Below are 22,628 nucleotides of genomic sequence, written 5' to 3'. Positions count from 1 at the left end.
ATTCTTTACATTCGGTTGATTATGCAGGTCGAGGTCAGTGTGGCAAGTAACACTTTTTTATCTGGTAGGAATATCGCCCCGTTGGGGCAATATTCTATGTTTTTTCACTTATCCAGCTAGGGAGGGAAGCCATAATACGATGCTTGGGAAAGCCACTAAGCCTGCGATTGTAATCGCATCCGCGATGAAAAATGGTGTGACGCCTTTGAATACGTCTTGAACGCTTAAATCTTCACGTACACCAGCTACAACAAAACAGTTCAAACCAATGGGAGGTGTGATCAGACAGAACTCTGCCATTTTCACGACCAATATACCAAACCAGATGCCTGCCATTGGGCCAGACATGCCGAATGCACTGTCAGCAGCTGACACAAATTCACCACCATTAAGGGCCATAACGGCTGGATATGTGATCGGTAATGTTAAGAGCAACATACCGATGGCATCCATGAACATACCCAAGATAGCATAGGCAAGTAGGATCATAACAAGGGTTAGCATAGGGCTTTGATCAAGTGATGTGATCCAATCCGAAAATGCTGTTGGCAGATCGGCGAAACCAAGGAAACGAACGTATATCAGAACGCCCCAGATAATTGTAAATATCATCACTGCCAATTTTGCAGTCTCCATCAAGGCGTCTTTTAGCTGTGGCCAACGCATGCCTTTGTATAAGGCCATACAGAACACTATGAATGCGCCGATTGCACCACCTTCTGTTGGTGTACCCCATGCATCGCCACCAAATGGGTTGTAGACGAAAAGAATGATAATCGCGACAACGGCAAAGATTGGCAGGGCAGGTGGAAGAGCGGCAAAACGTTCTTTCCATGTAAAGCCTGATACGGGTGGGCCGAAATTTTTGAATGTCAAAGCTAGGCCAACAATTAATAAACCGTAAATAACAGCGGAGAAAGCACCTGGTACGAATCCTGCAAGAAGTAGCATACCAACGTCTTGCTCTACGATGATTGCGTAGATGACGAGAATAGCTGATGGAGGAATGAGAGAGGCCAATGTTCCGCCAGCAGCAACGACGCCAGCGGCAAATCGTTTATCATAGCCGATTGCAAGCATCTCAGGGATCGCAATACGTGCAAATACGGCTGATGTAGCAACAGATGCGCCTGATACAGCCGCAAAGCCTGCTGTGGCGAAAACTGTGGAAACAGCTAAGCCACCTGGTAGCCATGCGACCCATTTTTTTGCAGCCTCAAAAAGCGCTTTTGTCAGGCCTGCGTAATAGGCGAGATAGCCAATCAAAATGAACGTCGGGATCAGAGAGAGTGCTTGTGATGATACTTTTGAATGTGGGACTTGTCCTGCGGTTTTTGCAGCAACAGTTAAAGCCCAGAAAAAACTATCGCTGGAGTAGCCCTTTTTGGCCCAGAATATCCAAATAAGCCCTACTACACCTGCAATCGCTGCGGCAAATGCCACACGCATGCCCAAGATGACGACGGCCAACAGGCCAAGGCTAACAAATATGCCAATTTCAATAGGTTCCATAATTTTCGTCCTAGCCCGAAACCGTGTCGGCTTCTTTGGCAGCTTGTGTTGCTGCGTCTTCGATAAGGGGAACAGCAACAGGGCTGTCTGTGTTTTCTATAAAGGCGCGTGCGTATGCCACAAGTTGAAGTGCTAAGCGCAGTGCGAGGACACTAAAAGCAACAGGCGCCAACAGTTTGGCAGGCCAAAGTGGTAAGGCTATATCCATAGAACTGTCACGGCTCCACATTGGTGCATTAAAATCAAAGCTACGTCCGAAATGTGCCCATGATCCCCATATAATAAGGAGCATCACTGCAAGCATTAAGAAGGCAGTGATAAACTCAACGATCCAAAGGCTGCGGCCTTTGAGAAAGCTTACAAGGATATCCATGCGAATATGTCCGCCATCGCGCTGTGTATAGGCAACACCCATAAAGGCGATAAGCGGCATGGCCTGTTCAATCCAGTCAACATACCCAGGGAGGGGTTGGTTGATAGAGTGACGGCCTGTGACGGAAATCACGGCTAATATCATAAGAGAAAAAACTGCTAAGCCACTTAGAAGTGCAAAGAAGCTCTCGAGTTTATACAGACGTTGATCCAGCTTGCTGAGCAAGCTGTCGTCCGTCAATACGGATGAGTTTGAAGCCATGGAAATGTTCCGTTGTCAAAATGTCTGTCGCGCAAAAATGCGCGACAGGTTACTTTTGTTTGGATCGGCTTATTTGCCGATCATGCCCGTGACAAGGTCGTATAGTTCTTGTGCAGGCAGGCCTTTGGCTGTGTTGTCAGCAATCCATGATGCAGCAGCAGGGCCAGCAACAGCTTCTTTGAAGCTTGCCAATTCGCCATCGCTATAAGTCACGCTTTCAATACCTTTAGAGTCCAATGTTGGACCCCAAGCATCCATTGTTTTGCCGTTATATGTCGCAATGTAATAGTCTAACGACTCGTCAATTGAGCTCAGAAGTGCATCGCGGTTTGCATCACTTAGGGATGCAAGCGCATCTGTGTTTGCAACAACCGGGCAGTTCACTGTGCCTGGGTTTAAGTTTGTCGTCCACCATTTGCCAGTTTCAACTGTGCCAAATGACATATGTGCGTGTGGAGCAAATGCCACTGCTTTGACAACACCGCCATCCAATGCTTGGCGCACTTCTGTCGCTGACATGGATGTTGGTACGGCTTCAACGGCTGCCATCGCTTTACCAATGCCGCCAGTTGCGCGCACTGTTAGACCTTTGTAGTCAGCTAATGTTTTTGGTGCATCGCCAACACCAACCAAGTTGTATTGTGGTAGTGGAGATGGCATCAACAATGTTGCATTCCAGCGGGCAAGATCCGCTTGAACTGCTGGGTGTGCGTAAACAGCTTGGCTAATTTTGCGTTCTTCTTCTAGCGATGACACACCTAAGAAGGGTAATTCAAGCACTGTGATGGATGGGTTCTTATCGCGGTGATAACCAGCACAGAACTGTGCCATTTCAAATGCGCCAATAGAAATACCATCTAGGTTTTCTTTGTTTTTAGACAGGCCACCATAAGAAATGTTCAATTTAAATTCGCCACCAGTTTTATCGGCAACCAATTCAGCCAGTTTCTCAACATGTTCCGTAAATGCGCGGCGTTTGCCCCATAAGGATACATTCCATGTTGTTTCAGCAATTGCTTCGCCAGCAAAAGATGCAGTTACGGCTGCCATTACAGCCACTTTCAAAGTCTTTTTCATGAGTTCCTCCCAGAACGATAAATGAATCGCGGTACGATCGATTAAATTTATAACGTATAAGTGAGGATAAGGTGATTGAGGAAAATTGCGCAATGTTTTTTATATAGTCTGCGGATTTCCGCATGCTATAAGATTGTATCTTTATCTAGGTTAAGTTTGACAATCTTTTCATTTAATGTGCGTCTGCCAATCCCAAGAGCGGCTGCGACCACGTCCATTTTACCTGCGTGAGCTTTTATCGCTTTGGCAATCAGTGCACGCTCAAAAGCGGCCACAGCACCACGTAGGTTTTCAGGTGTATCGGTTGCGGTCTCTGGCCCTGTTAGGGCGTTTGCAGCGCCACCTGCGCCGCGTTTAGATGCAAGAACGCAACGTTCAGCCACGGATCGTAACTCTCGCACATTTCCAAGCCAGTCATGACCTAAGAGTGCAGCTACGTCCTCTGCCGTTTGAGACGCTGGTGGTATTTCATATAGGCGTGAAAACTCTGCAACGAAGCTTTCAAATAAAAGAATAATATCATCTTTATGCTCGCGTAAACTTGGCAAAGATACTGTGAACCCGTTTAAGCGGAACAGCAAATCTTTGCGCAAACGATCCTCTGCAATGGCGGCATCTGGATCTTCGCTGGATGCGGCAATGATACGAATATTGGCAATTTCTGTTGTGTCTGATCCTAAGGCGATGAATTCTTTTGTTTCCAAAAGACGTAATAATTTCATCTGGATTTCTATAGGCGCGGAAATGATTTCATCCAAAAATAAGGTGCCGCCTTGGGCTTTATTCACAAGCCCCTGAAGTTTGCCTTTGCGACCAAACAACATTTCTTCAAAGTCAGCGACTGGAATAGCTGTACAATTAACAGCTATGAATGGTTTGTCTGAACGAGGAGATAGATCATGCATGGCTTTGGCGACGACTTCTTTACCTGTGCCCGTTTCCCCAAGGATCAGAACAGATGTCTCAAGATGGCTATAATCTAAAACGATTTCACGGACAGAGTTTACAATATTTGATTGCCCAATGAACACTCGGTTCAGGCCTGATAAATCCGCCAAACGTGCTTTTAGACGGCTTGTGGTTTCTTGCAGCTGATGCTGTTCTGCTGCATGTTGCAATATCGTAAGCAATCTACGCGGTTCAAACGGTTTTTCTAAGAACCCGTAAGCACCGTTTTGAATGGCCTCAACCGCCATAGGAATATCACCGTGAGCAGAGATTAAGACCAGTGGTGGCATAATGTCGACAGGAAGTTCCACCAAAAGTTGGAGGCCCGATCTATTGGGCATCTGAACATCGGTTAAAATCACATCTGGTAAAGTTGCTTCAATCAAAGCTTCTACGCCAACGGCTGTTGCAGAGGTTTCGACAGCCCAACCTGTGCTTTCTAGCAAATGCACAAGCGAGTGACGCATTTCCTTATCGTCATCGATTACAAGGGCGCGATATTGAGGTGCTTTTGTCATAATCTACTCGATATGTTTTGGCAGGGTGATGGTAAAGCATGCACCACCGTTCGTGTTTTCAGCAACATCTAATGTGCCTGCGTGTTCATTGATAATAGATGTGGAAATGGCCAACCCCAATCCCATGCCTTCACCAGAAGAGGCGGTCGTATGAAATGGTTCAACAATCTGATCCAAGCTTTGACCTTGTAGCCCTTGGCCCGTATCTTTCACTGTTATTGTGATGTGATCATTGGTTTGCATAAGATTAACATCCAGCTTTTTTAATGCCTGATCTGCCATCGCTTTGATGCTGTTTTTCATTAGGTTTATCAGAACTTGTTCCAAACGCGTTTGATTGCCCCATGTTTGTATGTCTTGATCTAAGCCATGCGTTAGATATGTCACGTTATGGCGTTCACAATCATGGCGAATTAATTCATAGGCATTGTTAATCACATCCGCCAGAGAAACAACAGAACTGGTCTCGGAACCTGATGCAGAGAAAAACCGCAATTGGTGTGTGATATTCTCCATCCGACCCAAAATGCCTGATAGATGAGTCATTACAGGTGATAATTTTCCAACCGTTATTTCTTCGGCAGTAATGTGGTTTTTCATAGCGGATATTGGTTGGCCTAATTCATGAGTGACTGATGCTGAAAGTTGACCTAAAGCTGCCATTTTACTGCTACGTTTCAATTCTTTTTGTGCATTTTTTAAATCAGCCTCGGCTTGGCGCCGTGTTTCTATCTCGCGCTGCAATCTCTTGCGATCTTCGATAGAGGCTGTCAGCGCGCGGCGCACACGTTGGACGCGCCAAAAAACAAAGGCTAATGCACTTAAAGCCATGATGATTGCGACGCCAGAAACAATCCCTAAAGCTTTTTGTCGTGCAGCTGATGTGTCCACTAAGTAATGTAGGACCCATTTTGTGCCAATAATGTTGGATTGACTAAGGTAATAGGTGCTTTTCTCAAAGGATACATGGGTTTGATCATTAAGTGACCAGTCGATATTTCCAATGGTGTGTTTCCCAAATTGACGTTCTGCCTTAATTTTATCCAACCTAGCAGTTGTAATTGAAGTGATCGCATTATAGCGCTGTGATGGCTTAGATGACAAAACCACAATGCCATCGGGATTTGTCACAAAGATAAGCTCATTTGTTTCTTCTAAGATGCGATTCAGGGCCGTCAGGTCGAGTTTTAAGGCAAGAACGCCTAATGTTTGCCCTTGGGAAATGATGGGAGATGCAAGGAAATAGCCCGGTCTGGATGTTGTGGCACCGATGGCAAAGAATGTGCTGCTTAAGCCTTTTGAGGCTTCTTTGAAATAACTCCTGAAACCGTAATTTTGCCCGATAAAAGTCTGCGGCTTTGAATAATTCGACGCTGCAACAGTTAAACCGCTTGGCTTCATCAAATATATTGCTTCGGCACGGGCCGCATTTGAGATCTCTAACAATTTTGCGTTCAACGTATCAAATTCGTCGGTTTCCAGGGCCTCAAATACCAAAGGATTATTTGCAATAACTGAGGGCAGGTGTTGCAAACGTAGGAGCTCGTTTTCAATCGTACTTTGATAAAGTGCCAATTTTGATCGGCTTTGCGTCTTTTCTATGTTTTCAAATGTCTGTGCAGAAATCGTATAGAACACTGCCAAGATCATACCCGCTGCGAGCAGTAGAATAATCGCTAGAGTGTATTCAGAGTTTTTAACCGCAGAACGAGACATTCCCTTAAAAAGGCGCAAAGGTGTGTAAATGTCAATTTTTGTTTATTTTAATTTAATTACAAATATTTACATACCTATATTAAAGTATTTTTGGCCCTGTGTTACCACTTGATTTATGTGCTTATACGAAATCGACCGTATTACTCATTGGCAATTCGCGTATCCGTTTGCCTGTCGCAGCAAATATTGCTGCCGCCAGAGCAGGTGCCGCAGGCGGTACAGGCGGTTCACCAATACCACGAACATCGGTACCGTTTTCCAAGCCATGAACGATAATTTCTGGGGCTTGATATAGCCGCATAGATTCGTAACCATCGTAATTGGTTTGTTCTGGTACGCCATCATCATAGGTCAATTCTGCAGCCATAGCGTGTCCAAGACCCCAAATGACGCCACCTTGGACTTGGTTTTCAAAGTTGATCGGATCCAATACTTTACCGACTTCACAAGCGACATATACCTTGTCTAATTTGATACCATCCTCGGTGTTTGTGATCTCAATGACTTCAGCCACTGGAACACCAAAAGACAAGCTAAAGGCAAGGCCGCGGAAACGATTTACACCTAAATCGCTGCCCCAATTAGACATTTCACCAACTGCTTCAAGGGTTTTTCGAGATAGGTCATGATTACAAAGGCGTAAGCGCTCCATCAATGGATCAGCACCTGCGGCATGGATCAATTCATCCAAAAAAGCGTTGTATAAGAATCCATTACCCGATGCGCCAACTGAACGCCATGAACTGATAGGCACCATTTCTGGCACGCGGTATCCTGTGACGCGGTGATTTGGGATGGCAAAGGGTTGATCCCATGCGGCAGCAACAATCGCGATATCAGGCCCTACTGCTGGAATGCCTGCACGAGAAAGCTGAGAGGTCGTCGTGGATGCTGCAGCAATGGCAAGATCATAACTTTCGACTTTGCCATCCTTAACAGTGCCCCAAGCACTCGACATTTGCATTGGGCGTGGGAAGTCATGTGTCATGTCTTCTTCGCGTGACCATGTCATTTTAACGGGCGTGCCTTCCATGGCTTGAGCAAGTTCAATCGCTTGTCGCGCAAAGTCATCCTCAAGACGGCGACCAAAGCTGCCGCCCATCATTTGTGCGTGGATATGGATATTTTCTGCAGGTATACCCGTCATTTTTTCGGCTGTTTGCATCAGGTTAATTGGCATCTGTGTGCCTGTCCAAATATCCAAACGTCCGTCTTTGAGTAAAGCAATAGCATTCATAGGCTCTAGGGGCGCATGTGCCAAGTGGGGGATGCGATATTCGGCTTTTATCACATTGCTGTTTTTAAAAGACTTTTCGACATCACCGTCATCTTTGAAGCGGCTATCACGATAGTCGTCTTTCAACGAAGATTTTACGTTTTTCCACATCAGGCTAGATGTCTTGGGGTAGGGCGCATCTTTCCAATCAAACTCAATTGCATTTACGGCTTGAATGGCGCGCCATGTATTATCGGCAATCACACCTGCACCGCCTGTGATTGGGATGATTTTTTGCACACCGCGCATGGTTTTCGCAATGCTATCATCATAACTGTTCACACCACCGCCAATACGCGGGTTCGTGCGTACAGAAGCGTGCACCATGCCGTCCAGTTTCATATCGATGCCATAAGTCAAAGTGCCTGTGGATTTCGCGAGCATATCAATGCGTGGCATTTCTTTGCCAATATAGCGCCATTCGCTTTCTGGTTTTAATGTTACTTCTGAAGGAGGATCAATCTCTGCCGCAGTTTGTGCAAGTTCAGTGTATGCTAGGGATGTGCCATCTGGCAGGATTACGCTACCATCTTTGGTTTTCAATTGGTCACGGGCGATACCTGATTGCTTGGCTGCCGCTAATAATAACGTTTCACGGGCAATCGCACCTGCAACCCGCATTTTTTCATATGCATCTGGAACGGTAGAGGAACCACCTGTGACCTGTAGCCCGATCAATTTGCCAATGACCCCGCCAAATGCGCGGGCATTACGTGCCATAAATCCATCGTCCACAGCAGCGAAAGGCAAGCCTTCGGCGACGACCTTTTCGTTATAATACGCTGGGCTTGGTTTACCTGGATCAACCTGAATGTTTTCCCATGCGATATCCAATTCTTCGGCAACCAATGCTGCTTGGATAGAGTAGGTGCCTTGCCCTTTATCTGCACGTGGCGTGATGATTGTAACGCCGCTTTGGTCAATGCGCACATAGGGTGTGATTGCTGCTTCACCCTCTGCAAGGTCATCTAAAAGTGGGTTTGTGATAGGTTTTTTATAAGCGTAATAACCAAAGGCTACACCACCTACTATGGCGGCAGAACCAATCAGGAATGTGCGTCTTGCGATTGTTTTGATACGTCCCATGATTATACACCTTCCAATTTAACGGCGGCCGCTTTTACTGCGGCGCGAATACGTGGATAGGTGCCACAACGGCACAGATTGCTGGACATAGCTTCATCAATATCTGCATCTGTCGGGTTTGGGGTTTCTGCCAAAAACGATGCCGCAGCCATGATTTGCCCAGATTGGCAGTACCCACATTGCGCAACCTGATGTTCGACCCATGCCTCTTGGACAGCATGTAATGCTTCTGGCGTGCCCAATCCTTCGATTGTGGTCACATCACCCTCTAAGTTGCCAATAGGAACCTGACAGGATTTTGTTGCGATCCCGTCAATATGCACAGTACAGGCGCCGCATTGAGCAATACCGCAACCATATTTTGGGCCTGTAATGTTTAATTCATCGCGCAAAACCCAAAGTAATGGCATTTCTGGCTCGACATCAATGTCATACGCTGTGCCATTTACGGTTATTTTGGTCATATGAAAGGCTCCTTGGTGTCACCTGATTTGTTTTGGGGAACGCTAGAAAACAGATATAGCCAAGTCAATTCTGTCACTTAAATGACGTTGGGTGAATAGGGGATTTCTATAGTCACAATTCGTTTAACTCTATCATAATTGATCTTTGGATCGTCCCGTGCTTTTATCCGTATGGGAGACTTTTATGACAGAACTGGCGAAGGTTTATAAAGAGCACTCACAAAAAGTGCATTATGCGATCGATGTAAAATCGCCAGCGCATTCTACGATTGCAGCCTCATGGCGCCGATCGTTGTTGCATCATGGCATTACGCCAAGCCAACGTAATGTTGCGCGCCGTGTCACTGCAAGAGAGCTGTTAGAAGCCCGTCAAAAGGTTGAATTGTTAATTCACCTGTCTAAACCAATTCTGGAACAACTGTTTATGACCGTTGGCCAGACAGGGTGTTGTGTGATTTTGACGGATAAGAATGGTATAATTTTAAACTGCTTGATTAACGATGTAGATCGCCCTGATTTTGATCAATGGGGGCTGACGTCTGGTAGTATTTGGAGTGAAGATTGCCAAGGCACCAATGGAATTGGAACATGCGCGATAGAAGAGCGACCTATTTTAATCCATAAAGATCAGCATTTTAGAGCAAAGAATATTGGTATGACCTGTATGGGAGCGCCCATTTTTGATACGGATGGGAATATCATGGCCATTCTGGATGTATCGAGCGCACGTAATGATTTGCAAAAGGAATTTGCGCAGGTGTTGACGTCTTTGGTTTCAAACACAGCTAACCGCATTGAAACAGAGTATTTTCGCGCATCCTTTGATAATGCCCAAATCGTTGTTGCAGAAGGATACAGTGCATTGGGAACACCTTTGTTAGCGTCTGATCGCGATGATCTGATTATTGGGGCTAATCGTGCTGCACGTCGGATGTTGAATTTGCATAATGAAACCTTTTCAATTCCTATCCCCCGCGATGATTTGATCACAGGGACTGCGCATTCATCTGGCCTGAAAAGTGCCGAACGGTCTGCCCTTAGAAAGGCCATCTCAAGGGCGCAAGGCAATATGACATCTGCCGCAAAAGAACTGGGCGTAAGCCGTGCTACATTCTATAGAATGCTCAAAAAACATGACCTGAACAACTGATTGTCTCACATCTGAGACAAATTAAAACGCTAATTCTTGCTCATGGTCATCTTTGATCTGCGAAAATCTTGACTCCAAAGGGTGCCACCGCGTCTAATTTTAGGCGGGAGGACTAAGATTTAATGGAACTATCAGGCGAATACCGTATTGCCGCATCCAAGGCCGAAGTTTGGGCCGCGCTAAATGATGCAGAGGTTTTAGAACGGTGCATTCCAGGATGCGAAGAGTTGGATAAATCATCCGATACAGAAATGTCTGCAAAAGTTGCATTAAAGATTGGGCCAGTCAAAGCGCGTTTTAATGGAAACGTGACTTTAGAGAACCTTGACCCACCAAACGCATATTCCATTGTTGGCGAAGGCCAAGGTGGTGTTGCTGGCTTTGCCAAAGGTGGCGCTGATGTGCAATTGGCCGAAGATGGGGATGAAACCATCCTCACATACCAAGCGAATGCACAAGTGGGTGGTAAGATTGCCCAGCTTGGTTCAAGATTAATAAAATCCACTTCTGCCAAGCTGGCAGATAAGTTTTTTGCAAATTTCCGCGATGCTTTGGAACCTCAGGAGGAAAATACCGAAGGATAATTGCGTGAAGTACCAACGATTAGGGCTAATGCCCCAATGAATAGGGAGGATTACGATGACTGAAGTTTCAATGACAGTGAACGGAAAGGCCGTTAAGGCAGACGTTCCTGATAATACCTTACTGGTGCAATATATTCGAGAACATTTACGACTAACAGGAACGCATGTGGGGTGCGATACCAGCCAATGCGGTGCTTGTGTGGTGCATGTGGATGGCAAGGCGATGAAATCTTGCACAATGCTGGCAGCTGCTGCTGATGGCGCTGATGTCACAACGATTGAAGGTATCGCGGATAACGATTTGCACCCGATGCAAACGGCATTCAAAGAAAACCACGGGCTGCAATGTGGGTTCTGTACGCCTGGTATGATCATGACAGCTACAGATATGGTGAAACGCTATCAAGCGGACGGTCGCGAATTGACCGAAGATGCCATTCGTCACGAATTAGAAGGCAATATTTGCCGCTGCACGGGCTATCATAACATTGTCAAAGCTATCGCGGACGGTGCGTCCAAGATGACAAGCGCATAGGGAGGAACGACTATGACAGAAGGAATAGGCGCACGCGTCCTGCGCAAAGAGGACAAAAGATTTTTAATGGGTAAGGGCCGCTATACGGATGATATCGTAGAGCCGAACCAGGCCTATGCAGCGTTTGTACGCTCACCCCATGCACATGCCGAAGTGAAAAGCATTGATGCCTCTGCTGCGAAAGCGATGGATGGCGTTGTTGACGTGTTGAATGGTGAACAACTCACTGGTGATGGTATTGGCAACATTATTTGTGGCTGGGCGGTTACGCAAAAAGACGGCAGCGGCATGAACATGGGTGCTTGGTCTGCATTGGCAACGAATAAAGTGCGCTATGTCGGCGATGCTGTAGCGGTTGTGATTGCGGATAGCATTGAACAAGCGCGCAATGCGGCAGAAGCCGTTGAAGTGGATTATAAAATCCTTCCAGCTGTGGCACAGTCAATGGATGCGTTGGGAACAGGCGCACCTGAAATCCATGAAAATGCACCAGGTAATGTTGTGTTTGACTGGGAAATTGGTTCTTTAGAGCCAACAGACGCTGCATTGGCAGGGGCTGCGCACATCACAGAAATGGAAATTGTTAACAACCGTTTGGCGCCCAATCCGATGGAGCCGCGCTCGGCTGTTGCGACATATAACAATGCCGAGGATCATTATACGCTTTATACAACCAGCCAAAATCCGCATGTTGCGCGTTTGGTTCTATCTGCGTTTTATCAAGTTGCACCAGAACATAAGTTGCGTGTGATTGCGCCAGATGTGGGTGGTGGTTTTGGATCGAAGATTTACATCTATCCAGAAGAGATCACATGTCTATGGGCATCTATGAAAACCAACCGTTCTGTAAAGTGGACATCTGATAGAACCGAAGCATTCTTAACAGATGCACATGGTCGCGATCACGTATCAACAGCAAAGATCGGGTTTGATAAGGATCATAAGATCGTTGGGCTTAAGGTTAATACCAAAGCTAACCTTGGTGCCTATATGTCGTTGTTCAGTTCAGCCACTCCGACGTATCTGTATGCAACGTTGTTGTCTGGTCAGTATAATATCAGCAACATTTATTGCGATGTGCAGGCGGTTTATACCAACACTGTTCCTGTAGATGCATATCGTGGGGCAGGCCGCCCAGAAGCGTGCTATTTGGTGGAACGCCTGATGGAAACCGCTGCGCGTGAAATGGGTGTCAGCCCAGTAGAGTTGCGGCGTAAAAACTTTGTGACGTCGTTTCCGCATGAAACGCCAGTGATTATGACTTACGATTCAGGTGATTTTGCAACCAACCAAGATCAAGCCATTAAAGCGGCTGATTATGATGGGTTCGAAGCGCGCCGTGCAGAAGCAGCATCACGTGGGAAATTGCGCGGTATTGGGTTCTCTAACTATATCGAGGCTTGTGGTATCGCACCATCCGCCGCGGTGGGCAGCTTAGGGGCTGGTGTTGGCCTATGGGAAAGTGCAGAAGTGCGCGTAAATCCAGTGGGAACGATCGAAGTTCTGACAGGCTCACACAGTCATGGTCAGGGGCATGAGACGACCTTTACCCAAATTGTGGCAGAACGGTTTGGATTGCCAACTGAGAATATCCAGATTGTGCATGGTGACACAGACAAAGTGCAGTTTGGTATGGGAACTTACGGATCGCGCTCTGGTGCGGTGGGTATGTCAGCCATTTTCAAAGCACTTGATAAGGTTGAAGCGAAGGCCAAGAAAATTGCAGCACATGTTTTGGAAGCATCCGAAGATGACATCGTTATCGAAGGCGGTGAAGTGAAAGTTGCTGGTACAGATAAAACCATGGGTTGGCATGAGGTTGGTTTGGCGGCTTACACAGGTCACAATCTGCCAGAGGGTATGGAACCGGGTTTGAAAGAAACATCATTCTATGACCCGACAAACTTTACCTTCCCAGCGGGGTGTTACATCTGCGAAGTTGAAGTTGATCCAGATACTGGGGTGACGGATATCATCCAATTTGTTGCCTCAGATGATTTTGGCACAATCATCAATCCGATGATTGTTGAAGGTCAGGTTCATGGCGGTCTTGCCCAAGGGATTGGACAAGCGATGCTAGAGGGCGTTGTTTATGATGATGATGCGCAACAATTGTCGGCGTCCTATATGGATTACGCAATGCCACGTGCGGATGATCTACCGAACTATTCGGTACATCATGCCTCTACGGAATGTCCTGGAAATCCGTTGGGTATGAAAGGCTGTGGGGAGGCGGGTGCTATTGGATCGCCACCTGCGGTGATCAACGCCATAACGGATGCGATTGGTAATAACGATCTGTCTATGCCAGCAACCCCATCAAAAGTTTGGGCCGCTTTGCAAGCCGCAAGCGCCAAACAAGCAGCAGAATAAGGAGAACGATCATGTATGAGACAAAATATCATAAAGCTTCGAGCGTCGCAGATGCGGTTTCCTTAATCGGTAAATCAGATGACGGAAAACTATTATCAGGTGGGCAAACATTGGTGCCAACGATGAAGGCGCGACTTGCAGCTCCATCAGATTTGGTGGATGTCAGCGGTATTGCCGATATGCACGGGGTCAGCATTAGCGGATCGACAGTGACTATTGGTGCAGCAACGACCCATGCAAATGTGGCTGGGAATGCTGATTTGCAGGCCAAATGCGGTGGCGTTGCCTGTTTGGCAGCTGGCATTGGTGATCCAGCTGTACGTCATAAGGGTACGATTGGTGGATCTATTGCCAATAACGACCCAGCAGCGGATTATCCTGCAGCAATGTTGGCTTTGGACGCTACGATCAAAACCAATGCACGTGAAATTGCAGCGGCTGATTTTTTTGTGGGGATGTTCGAAACAGCCCTCGAAGAGGATGAAGTTATTGTTTCCATCAGTTTCGATGCACCTGCAAAAGCGGCCTATGCTAAGTTTCCAAACCCTGCATCACGTTATGCGATGGTTGGCGTTTTTGCTGCACAAACCGTAGATGGGGCACGCGTAGCCGTAACTGGGGCTGGCGACGATGGTGTTTATCGTCAGTTCGATATGGAAGCAGCTCTTGATACGGATTGGAGTCCAAATGCACTGGCTGGAGTTCAGGTTGGGTCAGAAGGTTTGTTGTCTGATATGCACGGTGATGCCACATACCGTGCAAACCTTGTGAAAGTCATGACGCGCCGTGCTGTGGCTGGTTGCGCGTAAGGTAAATTATTCCAGCCCTGTTCATCGGGGCTGGAATAGCTATAGTTTTTAAATGACCTCAAATTTACCCACATCAATTGATGAAACGCTTAGCATGTTACGCGAACAGGATTATGTTTGTGATCGCAGTCTTGCGACTTTGACGTATCTATCGCTTAGCCTGAACCGCCCGATCTTTTTGGAAGGGGAAGCCGGTGTTGGGAAGACGGAATTAGCCAAAACAATTGCCACAGGATTGGGGCGCGATTTGATCCGTTTGCAGTGTTATGAGGGGTTAGATGCCTCTACTGCAGTTTGCGAATGGAATTTTTCGGCGCAAATGCTTGCACTGCGGGCAGGTGGGGATGAGGTGGATATCTATGACGATAAGTTTTTATTTAAGCGCCCGTTATTGCAAGCAATGGAATCACATAAAAATGGCCCGCCTGTGCTGTTGATAGATGAGATTGACCGTACTGATGCTCCGTTTGAAGCGTTCTTATTGGAAGCATTGTCTGATTATCAGGTGACTGTGCCCGAAATCGGTACAATTAAAGCACCTGAACCACCGATTATAATCTTAACGTCTAACCGTACACGCGAGGTGCATGATGCGTTGAAGCGTAGATGCTTGTATCATTGGGTGGATTATCCAAATTTCGACCGCGAGTTGGAAATATTGAATGCCCGTGTGCCAGAAGCAGCGGCCACGTTGAGCAATGAAGTGGTTGGATTTGTTCAGCGTTTACGTAATGAGGATTTGTTTAAAGCGCCAGGTCTTGCCGAGACGCTTGATTGGGCAAAATGCCTTGTGGCGTTGGATGTTATATCGCTATCACCCGAAGTCGTGTCAAACACAATTGGGGCTGTTTTGAAATATCAAGACGATATTGCCAAAATACAAGGCTCTGAAGTGACCCGTATATTGGAGGCCACGCGCAGCGATTTACGAGCTGCGGGATGACGATTACAGCGTTGAACACTGAAGGACGATTAGCACAGAACATAATTTATTTCTGCCGTGCTTTGCGTCGTGCCGAAGTTCCCGTTGGTACCGCTCAAGTGAACGATGCGATCCGTGCAATTCAAACTATAGGTTTTACAAAACGTGAGGATTTTTTCGTCGTGCTGCAAGCTTGTTTGATTAATAGAGTAGAGCACTTGCAAATTTTTCAACAAGTTTTCAATATGTTCTGGCGTGATCCTGAAGTGTTAGAAAGCATGATTCAAAACATGTTGCCAATGTTGCAAACGGTTGAAGAACCAAAGAAGCTAAAGGCTGCGGAAACACGGGCATCAGATGCCGTGTCTGGTGGGAATGATCATATAGATCAGCGACCTGTTGAGGAGCAGCTAACACTTGATGCACAATTTACCATTTCGAAAAACGAGCGCTTGAATTCTCTGGATTTTGAGCAAATGACAAATGCAGAGATTAAAGAGGCTGAAAGAGCTATTGCTGATATGCATTTGCAAACCCCAAAGCAAACATCCAGGAGGTTTATGGCAGCATCATATGGCACAAAGATTGATGCGCGCGCGGTTTTACGCGAAGCTAGGCGCACTGGTGGGGAAGTGTTAAAGCTGCCAAAACGGAGGCCACGCTCCAAAGTACCCAATCTGGTGATTTTGACGGATATATCGGGATCGATGTCCACTTACTCGCGTATGATGATGCATTTCATTTATTCTATGGCATTTAAACATGGAAAAGGCTGGGCGCAGGTCCATGCTTTTACCTTTGGAACGAGGCTTTCAAATATAACAAAATCCCTTACCTTAAAAGATCCTGATGCGGCGTTGAAAGCCATTGGGCAAGACGTACAGGATTGGGATGGTGGTACGAAAATAGGTGAGAGTTTAGAACGCTTTAACAAAGACTGGTCGCGGCGTGTTTTAGGGACGGATGCAGTTGTTTTGATAGTTACGGATGGATTAGAACGTGGAGAACCTGATATCTTAAAAGCCCAGATAAAGCGATTGCGGTTATCATGTCGCCATCTGATTTGGTTAAACCCACTATTACGGTATGATCAGTTTGAACCGCAAGCGGCAGGTATCCGCACAATGTTACCTTTTGTCGATGAATTTGTCGCTTGTCACAGTTTAAAATCTATGCGTGATTTAACGAATGTCCTTTCAGATGCAAAGCATACAGGTCTGAAACAGAAAATGATGGCTGTCCTATGACGATTTCCAATCACATGCCCACAGTTGTGCAATCTTATATTGCAGCAGGTCAGGGGGCTGCTTTGGCCACTGTGATTTCCACATGGGGATCCGCGCCGCGCCGTGTGGGTTCGCAATTGGCTATAGCTGCGGACGGTACATTTCAAGGCTCTGTATCAGGCGGCTGTGTCGAAGCTGCCGTTATACTAGAAGCGCAAGCTGCGATTGAGGATGGTAAATGCCGTGTATTGGAATACGGTGTGGCAGATGAAGACGCATTTGCAGTGGGGTTAGCTTGTGGCGGGGACATCAAAATCCTCGTTGAACCCATCGGTGTCGGCGATGGGCCTGATATTAATTTGATTAATCAAATTGTGGCTGCATATAAGTCGCGTAAATCATTGTCTATAAACGTAAACCTATCTAATTGGGCGCGAGAAGTCTTTGACTGCTCTAAACCTACGGGCATAGATGGTGGTCATTTTATGCATGCTTATGTCCCGAATTTACGGATGATCATTATAGGAGCCGTTCATATCACCCAAAGCCTGTCTTTAATGGCTAAAATGGCTGAGTATGATGTATATCTTGTTGATCCGCGTGATAGTTTTGCTAGCCCAGAGCGATTTCCAGATGAAACCTTTATTGATGCTTGGCCTGATAAGGCTTTGACGCAAATCGGCTTGGATGAGCAATGTGCGGTTATTACATTAAGTCATGATCCCAAGATTGATACACCAGCATTGGCTGTCGCATTGCGATCTGATGCGTTTTACATCGGATCACTTGGGTCTAATAAAACCCATGCAAAACGGGTGCGCCAATTAGAAAATGAAGGCTTTACGATGGATGATATCATCCGAATTCACGGCCCGATTGGATTGGATATAGGATCGAAAACCCCCGCAGAGATCGCAATCTCAATAATGGCTGAAGTGACTGAACGGTTCAGAAAGCCAGAGACACGTCCATGAAATTCCAATCAGTAGAATTGGCGCAAGCTCAAGGCCATATTTTGGCGCATTCTGCCAAAGTCAAGAACGGGCTTCTGAAAAAAGGCAGCGTTCTGTCTGGTGCGGATATTCAATCGTTATCCGATATGGGACAGAATGCTGTTACAGTTGCTATATTAGAGCAGGGTGATGTGGCTGAAAATGATGCGGTTCAAATCCTTGCGGATGCTTTTACGGGAACAAATATCGAAATAACGCCCCCTGTTGCAGGGCGTATTAATCTGATTGCGCAATGCGATGGTATTTTATCATTAAACGCTGAAACGATAGATTCTTTTAATGCGGTTGATGAAGCGATTACAATCGCAACATTGCCAAATTATGCACGCGTTCGCAAAGGCATGTTGTTGGCAACTTTGAAAATCATTTCATATGCTGTACAGGATAAGTTGTTAAAAGGTGCCATTAATTTAATTGATGATAAAACTATTGAAATTCAAAGTTTTACGAGGAAAAGCTGCGATATAATTTTGACAAAGATTGATGGTTTTAAACCTTCACTTTTGACTAAGGCAGAAACAGTAATAAGGACGCGTGTTGCGCCGTTGAACTTGCATGTGGAAATATGTTCAGTCGTTTCCCATACCGAAGAAGCCGTAGCTGATGCCCTAAATAAGACAACCAATGAAATGGTTCTTATACTTGGCGCATCTGCAACATCTGATCGAAATGATGTCATTCCTGCTGCAATTGTTACTGCGGGCGGAAGTGTTACACGTTTTGGTATGCCTGTTGATCCTGGTAACCTACTGGTTCTAGCAGAATACAAAGGCCGTTCTGTCGTAGGTTTACCTGGATGTGCGCGGTCGCCAGCAATAAATGGAGTTGATTGGGTCTTAGAACGGCTTTGTGCTAATTTATCTGTTGGAATGGATGATGTTGCAAAAATGGGTGTTGGTGGTTTGTTGAAAGAAATTCCTGATCGTATACAACCACGATTGAAAAAATCAGAAGAGAATACTGGTGCAACGGTCATAATGTTGGCTGCGGGTCGGTCACGGCGGATGCGTGGGGACGATAAGCTGCTACGTACGGTGAATGGTATTCCTTTATTACGCCATTGTGTGCAAACGGCTTTGGCCTCAAACGCAAATGAATGTGTTGTTGTTATAAATAAAGGCGCAATTTATCATCGTGAAGCTCTTGATGGGCTGCCTGTTAAAATTATCGAGGCAAATGATGCCGATCTTGGCATGTCTGCCTCTTTACGAGCAGGCGTATTAGGCTTGGATCATACGCCAACGAGCATTTTCGTTGCTTTTGCAGATATGCCAGACCTAACTAAAAATCATTTTAACACATTGATAAATAAATATAATGATACTCAAGGAAAACCCATTATTTGCCCAGTCACTCAAAATGGATCAAGTGGCCATCCAGTGTTATTTGATGCAGCTTATTTAGAGAATTTAACAGCGCTGGAAGGGGATGTTGGGGCAAAATCCATTCTAAAATCAGTCTCTGATGCTGTGCATGAGGTGCAAATGGATGATGCCGTGGTATTGGATTTAGATACGCCAGAGGCATGGGCTGCTTGGGAAGCCAAACAGCCCTAATAGTTTAGTTTCCAGCGATTTGCTTGGCTTTTTCCACCAATACTTCGGCCTGACGAATAGATGCATAGTCAATCAAGCGACCATCCAAAGAAACAGCGCCTTTGCCTTCTGCAGCAGCTTGCGCCATTGCTTCTAGAATGCGGTTGGCTTTTTCAACTTCTGCGGCTGAAGGGCTCATCACTTCGTTTGCCAATGCGATTTGGCTTGGGTGAATGGCCCATTTGCCTTCGCAACCCAGAACTGCGGCACGTTTTGCAGCAGCAACATACCCATCTGGATCAGAGAAGTCACCGAATGGACCGTCAACTGGGCGCAAGCCATTTGCGCGGGCTGCCACAACCATACGTGCTAAAGCGTAATGCCACATATCACCCCAATGAACGTCACGTGAACCATCGTCAGCAGGGTCTGTTAGAACGGAATAATCTGGGTTTACACCACCGATCACTGTCGTGCGTGCACGTGTACTAGCAGCATAGTCTGCAACGCCGAAATGTAGGCTCTCATTTCGCTTAGATGCGCTTGCGATTTCATGTACGTTTTGCATGCCCAAAGCGGTCTCAATAATATGCTCAAAACCGATGCGTTTTTTGTAACCTTTTGCGTCTTCAATTTGGGTTACTAACATGTCGATAGCATAGACGTCAGAAGCGGTACCAACTTTCGGGATCATGATCAAATCTAGGCGTTCACCAGCTTGCTCTACAATGTCCACTACATCGCGATACATATAATGTGTGTCCAGACCGTTGATACGAATGGACATAGATTTGTTACCCCAATCGATGTCATTCAGGCCTTCGATTATGTTCTTACGAGCCTGCTCTTTATCATCAGGAGCAACTGCATCTTCTAAGTCTAAAAAGATAACATCAACGTCAGATTTTGCAGCCTTTTCAAACATTTGAGGTTGGCTACCTGGTACAGCAAGTTCGCTTCTATTTAGGCGCGCTGTTGCTGGTTCGATTGTGTAAAAGCTCATTAAAAAATATCCCTTCAGATTATAGCTTCCGTTCGGGAAAGGATTCAAATCCGAAAATTGGGGATTCTGTCAACGATGTTGAACTGCGACGTTTACGCACGTCACTCTGCGCGTAACTCAGTTCCCGCTGATGGCCCTTTCGCTTGATCCAAACGTCTGGAATAGTAAAATGCGATGGCTTGCGACCGATTTTTTACTTCTAATTTTTCATAGAGGTTTGACAGGTGAAATTTCACTGTATTGATCGAGATTTCAAAGTGTGTTGCCAGCTCTTTATTTGACATACCATCTGCCAGTGATTGCAACATTGTGCGTTCGCGTTTGGTGAGCGAAAATAATGGATCAGCCTGTAGCTCTCGGATGTCCAAAAAGGGGAATACCATTTTGCCAGTAGCCACGGATGTACAGGTGTCCAATAATTCTTCAACAGTTTGGCTTTTGTCGCAATACCCAGCGGCACCAGCAGCCAAAGCGCGGCGCGGCACGTCTTGTGATGTGTTTTGCGAATAGACCAATAATTTTGGGGCAGTGGGATGATCGCGCAGAATTTCGATTATCTTTTCGCCACCAAGTTGCGGTAAGTTCCAACAGATGATGCCTAAATCCACTGGCACACGCATCACAGTGGAAATGAAATTCTCAGCATTCACCACAGTCGATACCAACGAGAATCGCGGATCGGATGCGAATTTTTCTGACATCGCGGATAAGATCAGTGGATTCGGGTCGGCCAAAACGATCTGGATTGGTCCTGTGTTGTTTGTGGTCATGGAATACGACTCCTTGCTGATGAGGGGCGACAAAACCTACCCATTTTTATAGTATATCTTCGTATGCATTATAAAATCAACTCAAAAGTATAGTTTTTTAACTATCCTATTAGGCTTACTATTACGGTAGTAAGGAAGGTTGTCAGTAAGCGGTTACTTTGGTCTCTTGATGCGCAACTGATCAACCTAGCCCTAGGGCTTACCACAGAAAGCGCATTTCTATGACCACCAATTCAATTTTTCCACAACTCGAAATTCCTGATACACTGGCAGCTGGTCCTGGACCTGGCAATACAGATGAGCGTGTTTTGCAAGCTTTCACAAATGCGGGTATGGCCGATCATATGCAGCCAGATGTTTTGCGCGGCATGGTGGAATGTAAGTTCATGCTTCGTAGCCTATTTGGCACGAATAACACTTATACATTCGGTGTTGCTGGTACGGGTTGGAGCGGTTTGGATTGTATGTTCAGTGCAGTTATGCCTGGTGACACAGTTGTTGCTTTTGCAAACGGTACATTTTCTGGCATTGATGCGCTGACATTGAATATGAAAGCTGCGACAGCCAATGAATTGATGGTAGATTCGCTTAATCCAAAAGCAGCAAGCGTTGTCGTCATCGAAGTTCCACATGGTCAATCTGTAACTGGCGAAATGGTTGAAGCTGCTTTGGCTGAATACAAACCAAAGTGGGCATTCATGGCACATTGGGAAACAGGTTCTGGCCGTATCAATGATATTCGTGGTTTCTCTGATGCATGTGAACGTCATGGAGCAATGGGTTTGATCGATGCTGTGTCATCACTTGGTGTTGAAAACTTTGCAATTGATGACTACCCAGGCATCGCTGGTTGGGCGTCTTGTCCGCAAAAAGGTGTTTTGTGTTTGCCGCTGACGTATGCGCCTGTCAGCTTTACTGATCAGTATATCGAAACACTAAAAGCATCTGGTTGCCGTACATTCGTACACCACCCAATTATGGAAGCTCGTCATTGGGGTATTGTTGACGGTGCAGATGTAGAGAAGGGTACGTATCACCGTACACACTCTGGTTATGCGGTTGCTGCATTCCACGAAGCTTTGCGTATTACATTGCAAGAAGGCTTGGCAAAACGTGCTGCGAACTATGTTTATCACGAAGCTGCATTGAGTGAAGCCGTGACAGCAATGGGCTGTGAAGTCACATCAAATATGACAAGCCTTGTTGTATTGAACTTGCCAGACGACATGGCAGGTCGTGAAATGGAACTTGTACAAGCATGTCGTGCAGAAGGGTTTGGTATTTGGCCAACGCTTTCAGCACCAGTTCAAGTTCGCATTGGTATTTTGAATCAGCTTACACGCGCATCAATCACAGATATTGTGAACCGTTTCGCAGAAGCCATGAATAAAATGGGTGCTGATTTGGATTTAACCGCAGTGAATGATCGCTTGGATACATATTATTCAAAATCATTAGCTGCAGAATAAGGAAAGAC

At 46.0% G+C, this 22,628-nt stretch carries 19 protein-coding genes; 10 read left to right on the top strand and 9 right to left on the bottom strand.

Annotation, left to right across the window (positions count from 1 at the left end; translation table 11 throughout):
- Window positions 1–108: 108 nt before the first annotated feature.
- The 7 genes from F9L33_RS04335 to F9L33_RS04305 all read right to left on the bottom strand — a co-directional run bounded on the left by F9L33_RS04335 (window position 109) and on the right by F9L33_RS04305 (window position 9,231).
- Entirely contained in the window at window positions 109–1,512 is a 1,404-nt protein-coding gene (locus F9L33_RS04335) for a TRAP transporter large permease (protein WP_152141500.1), read from the bottom strand.
- 10 nt (window positions 1,513–1,522) lie between these two features.
- Window positions 1,523–2,146: a TRAP transporter small permease subunit gene (locus tag F9L33_RS04330; RefSeq protein WP_152141499.1), complete on the bottom strand. Its 624-nt coding sequence runs from the start codon at window positions 2,144–2,146 to the stop codon at window positions 1,523–1,525.
- Between the two features lie 69 nt (window positions 2,147–2,215).
- Window positions 2,216–3,223 carry a C4-dicarboxylate ABC transporter substrate-binding protein gene (locus F9L33_RS04325; RefSeq protein WP_152141498.1) on the bottom strand — a complete coding sequence of 336 codons (1,008 nt, stop codon included), beginning with the start codon at window positions 3,221–3,223 and terminating at the stop codon, window positions 2,216–2,218.
- Window positions 3,224–3,348: 125 nt separating this feature from the next.
- A complete protein-coding gene (locus F9L33_RS04320) occupies window positions 3,349–4,689 on the bottom strand; it encodes a sigma-54 dependent transcriptional regulator (protein ID WP_152141497.1) in 1,341 nt (446 codons plus the stop codon).
- Window positions 4,690–4,692: 3 nt separating this feature from the next.
- Window positions 4,693–6,405, bottom strand: a complete 1,713-nt coding sequence (locus F9L33_RS04315; protein ID WP_152141496.1) for an ATP-binding protein — start codon at window positions 6,403–6,405, stop codon at window positions 4,693–4,695.
- A 121-nt stretch (window positions 6,406–6,526) separates the two neighbouring features.
- The gene (locus F9L33_RS04310) at window positions 6,527–8,767 is read right to left on the bottom strand and encodes a xanthine dehydrogenase family protein molybdopterin-binding subunit (RefSeq protein WP_152141495.1); all 2,241 of its coding nucleotides are present in this window, start codon (window positions 8,765–8,767) and stop codon (window positions 6,527–6,529) included.
- Window positions 8,768–8,769: 2 nt separating this feature from the next.
- A complete protein-coding gene (locus tag F9L33_RS04305) occupies window positions 8,770–9,231 on the bottom strand; it encodes a (2Fe-2S)-binding protein (protein WP_152141494.1) in 462 nt (153 codons plus the stop codon).
- Window positions 9,232–9,415: 184 nt separating this feature from the next.
- Here F9L33_RS04305 and F9L33_RS04300 point away from each other — a divergent pair, with 184 nt between their 5' ends.
- From F9L33_RS04300 to F9L33_RS04260, 9 genes are all read left to right on the top strand, one after another.
- Window positions 9,416–10,381: a GAF domain-containing protein gene (locus F9L33_RS04300; RefSeq protein WP_152141493.1), complete on the top strand. Its 966-nt coding sequence runs from the start codon at window positions 9,416–9,418 to the stop codon at window positions 10,379–10,381.
- Between the two features lie 122 nt (window positions 10,382–10,503).
- A complete protein-coding gene (locus tag F9L33_RS04295; RefSeq protein ID WP_152141492.1) occupies window positions 10,504–10,965 on the top strand; it encodes a carbon monoxide dehydrogenase subunit G in 462 nt (153 codons plus the stop codon).
- A 55-nt stretch (window positions 10,966–11,020) separates the two neighbouring features.
- The gene (locus F9L33_RS04290) at window positions 11,021–11,500 is read left to right on the top strand and encodes a (2Fe-2S)-binding protein (RefSeq protein WP_152141491.1); all 480 of its coding nucleotides are present in this window, start codon (window positions 11,021–11,023) and stop codon (window positions 11,498–11,500) included.
- 12 nt (window positions 11,501–11,512) lie between these two features.
- Window positions 11,513–13,873: a xanthine dehydrogenase family protein molybdopterin-binding subunit gene (locus tag F9L33_RS04285; protein ID WP_152141490.1), complete on the top strand. Its 2,361-nt coding sequence runs from the start codon at window positions 11,513–11,515 to the stop codon at window positions 13,871–13,873.
- Window positions 13,874–13,884: 11 nt separating this feature from the next.
- Window positions 13,885–14,682 (top strand): xanthine dehydrogenase family protein subunit M, encoded by a 798-nt coding sequence (locus tag F9L33_RS04280; protein WP_152141489.1) that lies wholly within the window; start codon window positions 13,885–13,887, stop codon window positions 14,680–14,682.
- Window positions 14,683–14,734: 52 nt separating this feature from the next.
- Entirely contained in the window at window positions 14,735–15,625 is an 891-nt protein-coding gene (locus F9L33_RS04275; protein ID WP_152141488.1) for a MoxR family ATPase, read from the top strand.
- The gene (locus F9L33_RS04270) at window positions 15,622–16,851 is read left to right on the top strand and encodes a VWA domain-containing protein (protein ID WP_152141487.1); all 1,230 of its coding nucleotides are present in this window, start codon (window positions 15,622–15,624) and stop codon (window positions 16,849–16,851) included. Before F9L33_RS04275 ends, F9L33_RS04270 begins: the two co-directional genes overlap by 4 nt.
- Window positions 16,848–17,804, top strand: a complete 957-nt coding sequence (locus F9L33_RS04265) for an XdhC family protein (protein ID WP_152141486.1) — start codon at window positions 16,848–16,850, stop codon at window positions 17,802–17,804. The genes F9L33_RS04270 and F9L33_RS04265 overlap by 4 nt, the downstream gene beginning before the upstream one ends.
- Window positions 17,801–19,399, top strand: coding sequence for an NTP transferase domain-containing protein (locus F9L33_RS04260; protein ID WP_152141485.1), 1,599 nt, complete (start codon window positions 17,801–17,803; stop codon window positions 19,397–19,399). The genes F9L33_RS04265 and F9L33_RS04260 overlap by 4 nt, the downstream gene beginning before the upstream one ends.
- A gap of 4 nt (window positions 19,400–19,403) precedes the next feature.
- Here F9L33_RS04260 and F9L33_RS04255 read toward each other — a convergent pair whose 3' ends face one another.
- Window positions 19,404–20,381 (bottom strand): CoA ester lyase, encoded by a 978-nt coding sequence (locus F9L33_RS04255; protein WP_152141484.1) that lies wholly within the window; start codon window positions 20,379–20,381, stop codon window positions 19,404–19,406.
- Between the two features lie 101 nt (window positions 20,382–20,482).
- On the bottom strand, window positions 20,483–21,151 hold the full coding sequence (locus tag F9L33_RS04250; protein WP_152141483.1) for a response regulator transcription factor: 669 nt from the start codon (window positions 21,149–21,151) through the stop codon (window positions 20,483–20,485).
- 221 nt (window positions 21,152–21,372) lie between these two features.
- On the opposite strand from F9L33_RS04250, the gene F9L33_RS04245 reads away from it, so the two are divergent.
- Window positions 21,373–22,620 carry an aminotransferase class V-fold PLP-dependent enzyme gene (locus tag F9L33_RS04245; protein WP_152141482.1) on the top strand — a complete coding sequence of 416 codons (1,248 nt, stop codon included), beginning with the start codon at window positions 21,373–21,375 and terminating at the stop codon, window positions 22,618–22,620.
- Window positions 22,621–22,628 lie beyond the last annotated feature (8 nt).

Origin of the sequence: Amylibacter sp. SFDW26 (assembly GCF_009184395.1) — a bacterium.
Lineage (GTDB): Bacteria > Pseudomonadota > Alphaproteobacteria > Rhodobacterales > Rhodobacteraceae > Amylibacter.
Note: the sequence above shows the minus strand (reverse complement) of the source record. Positions and strands in the feature narration are given on the sequence as shown.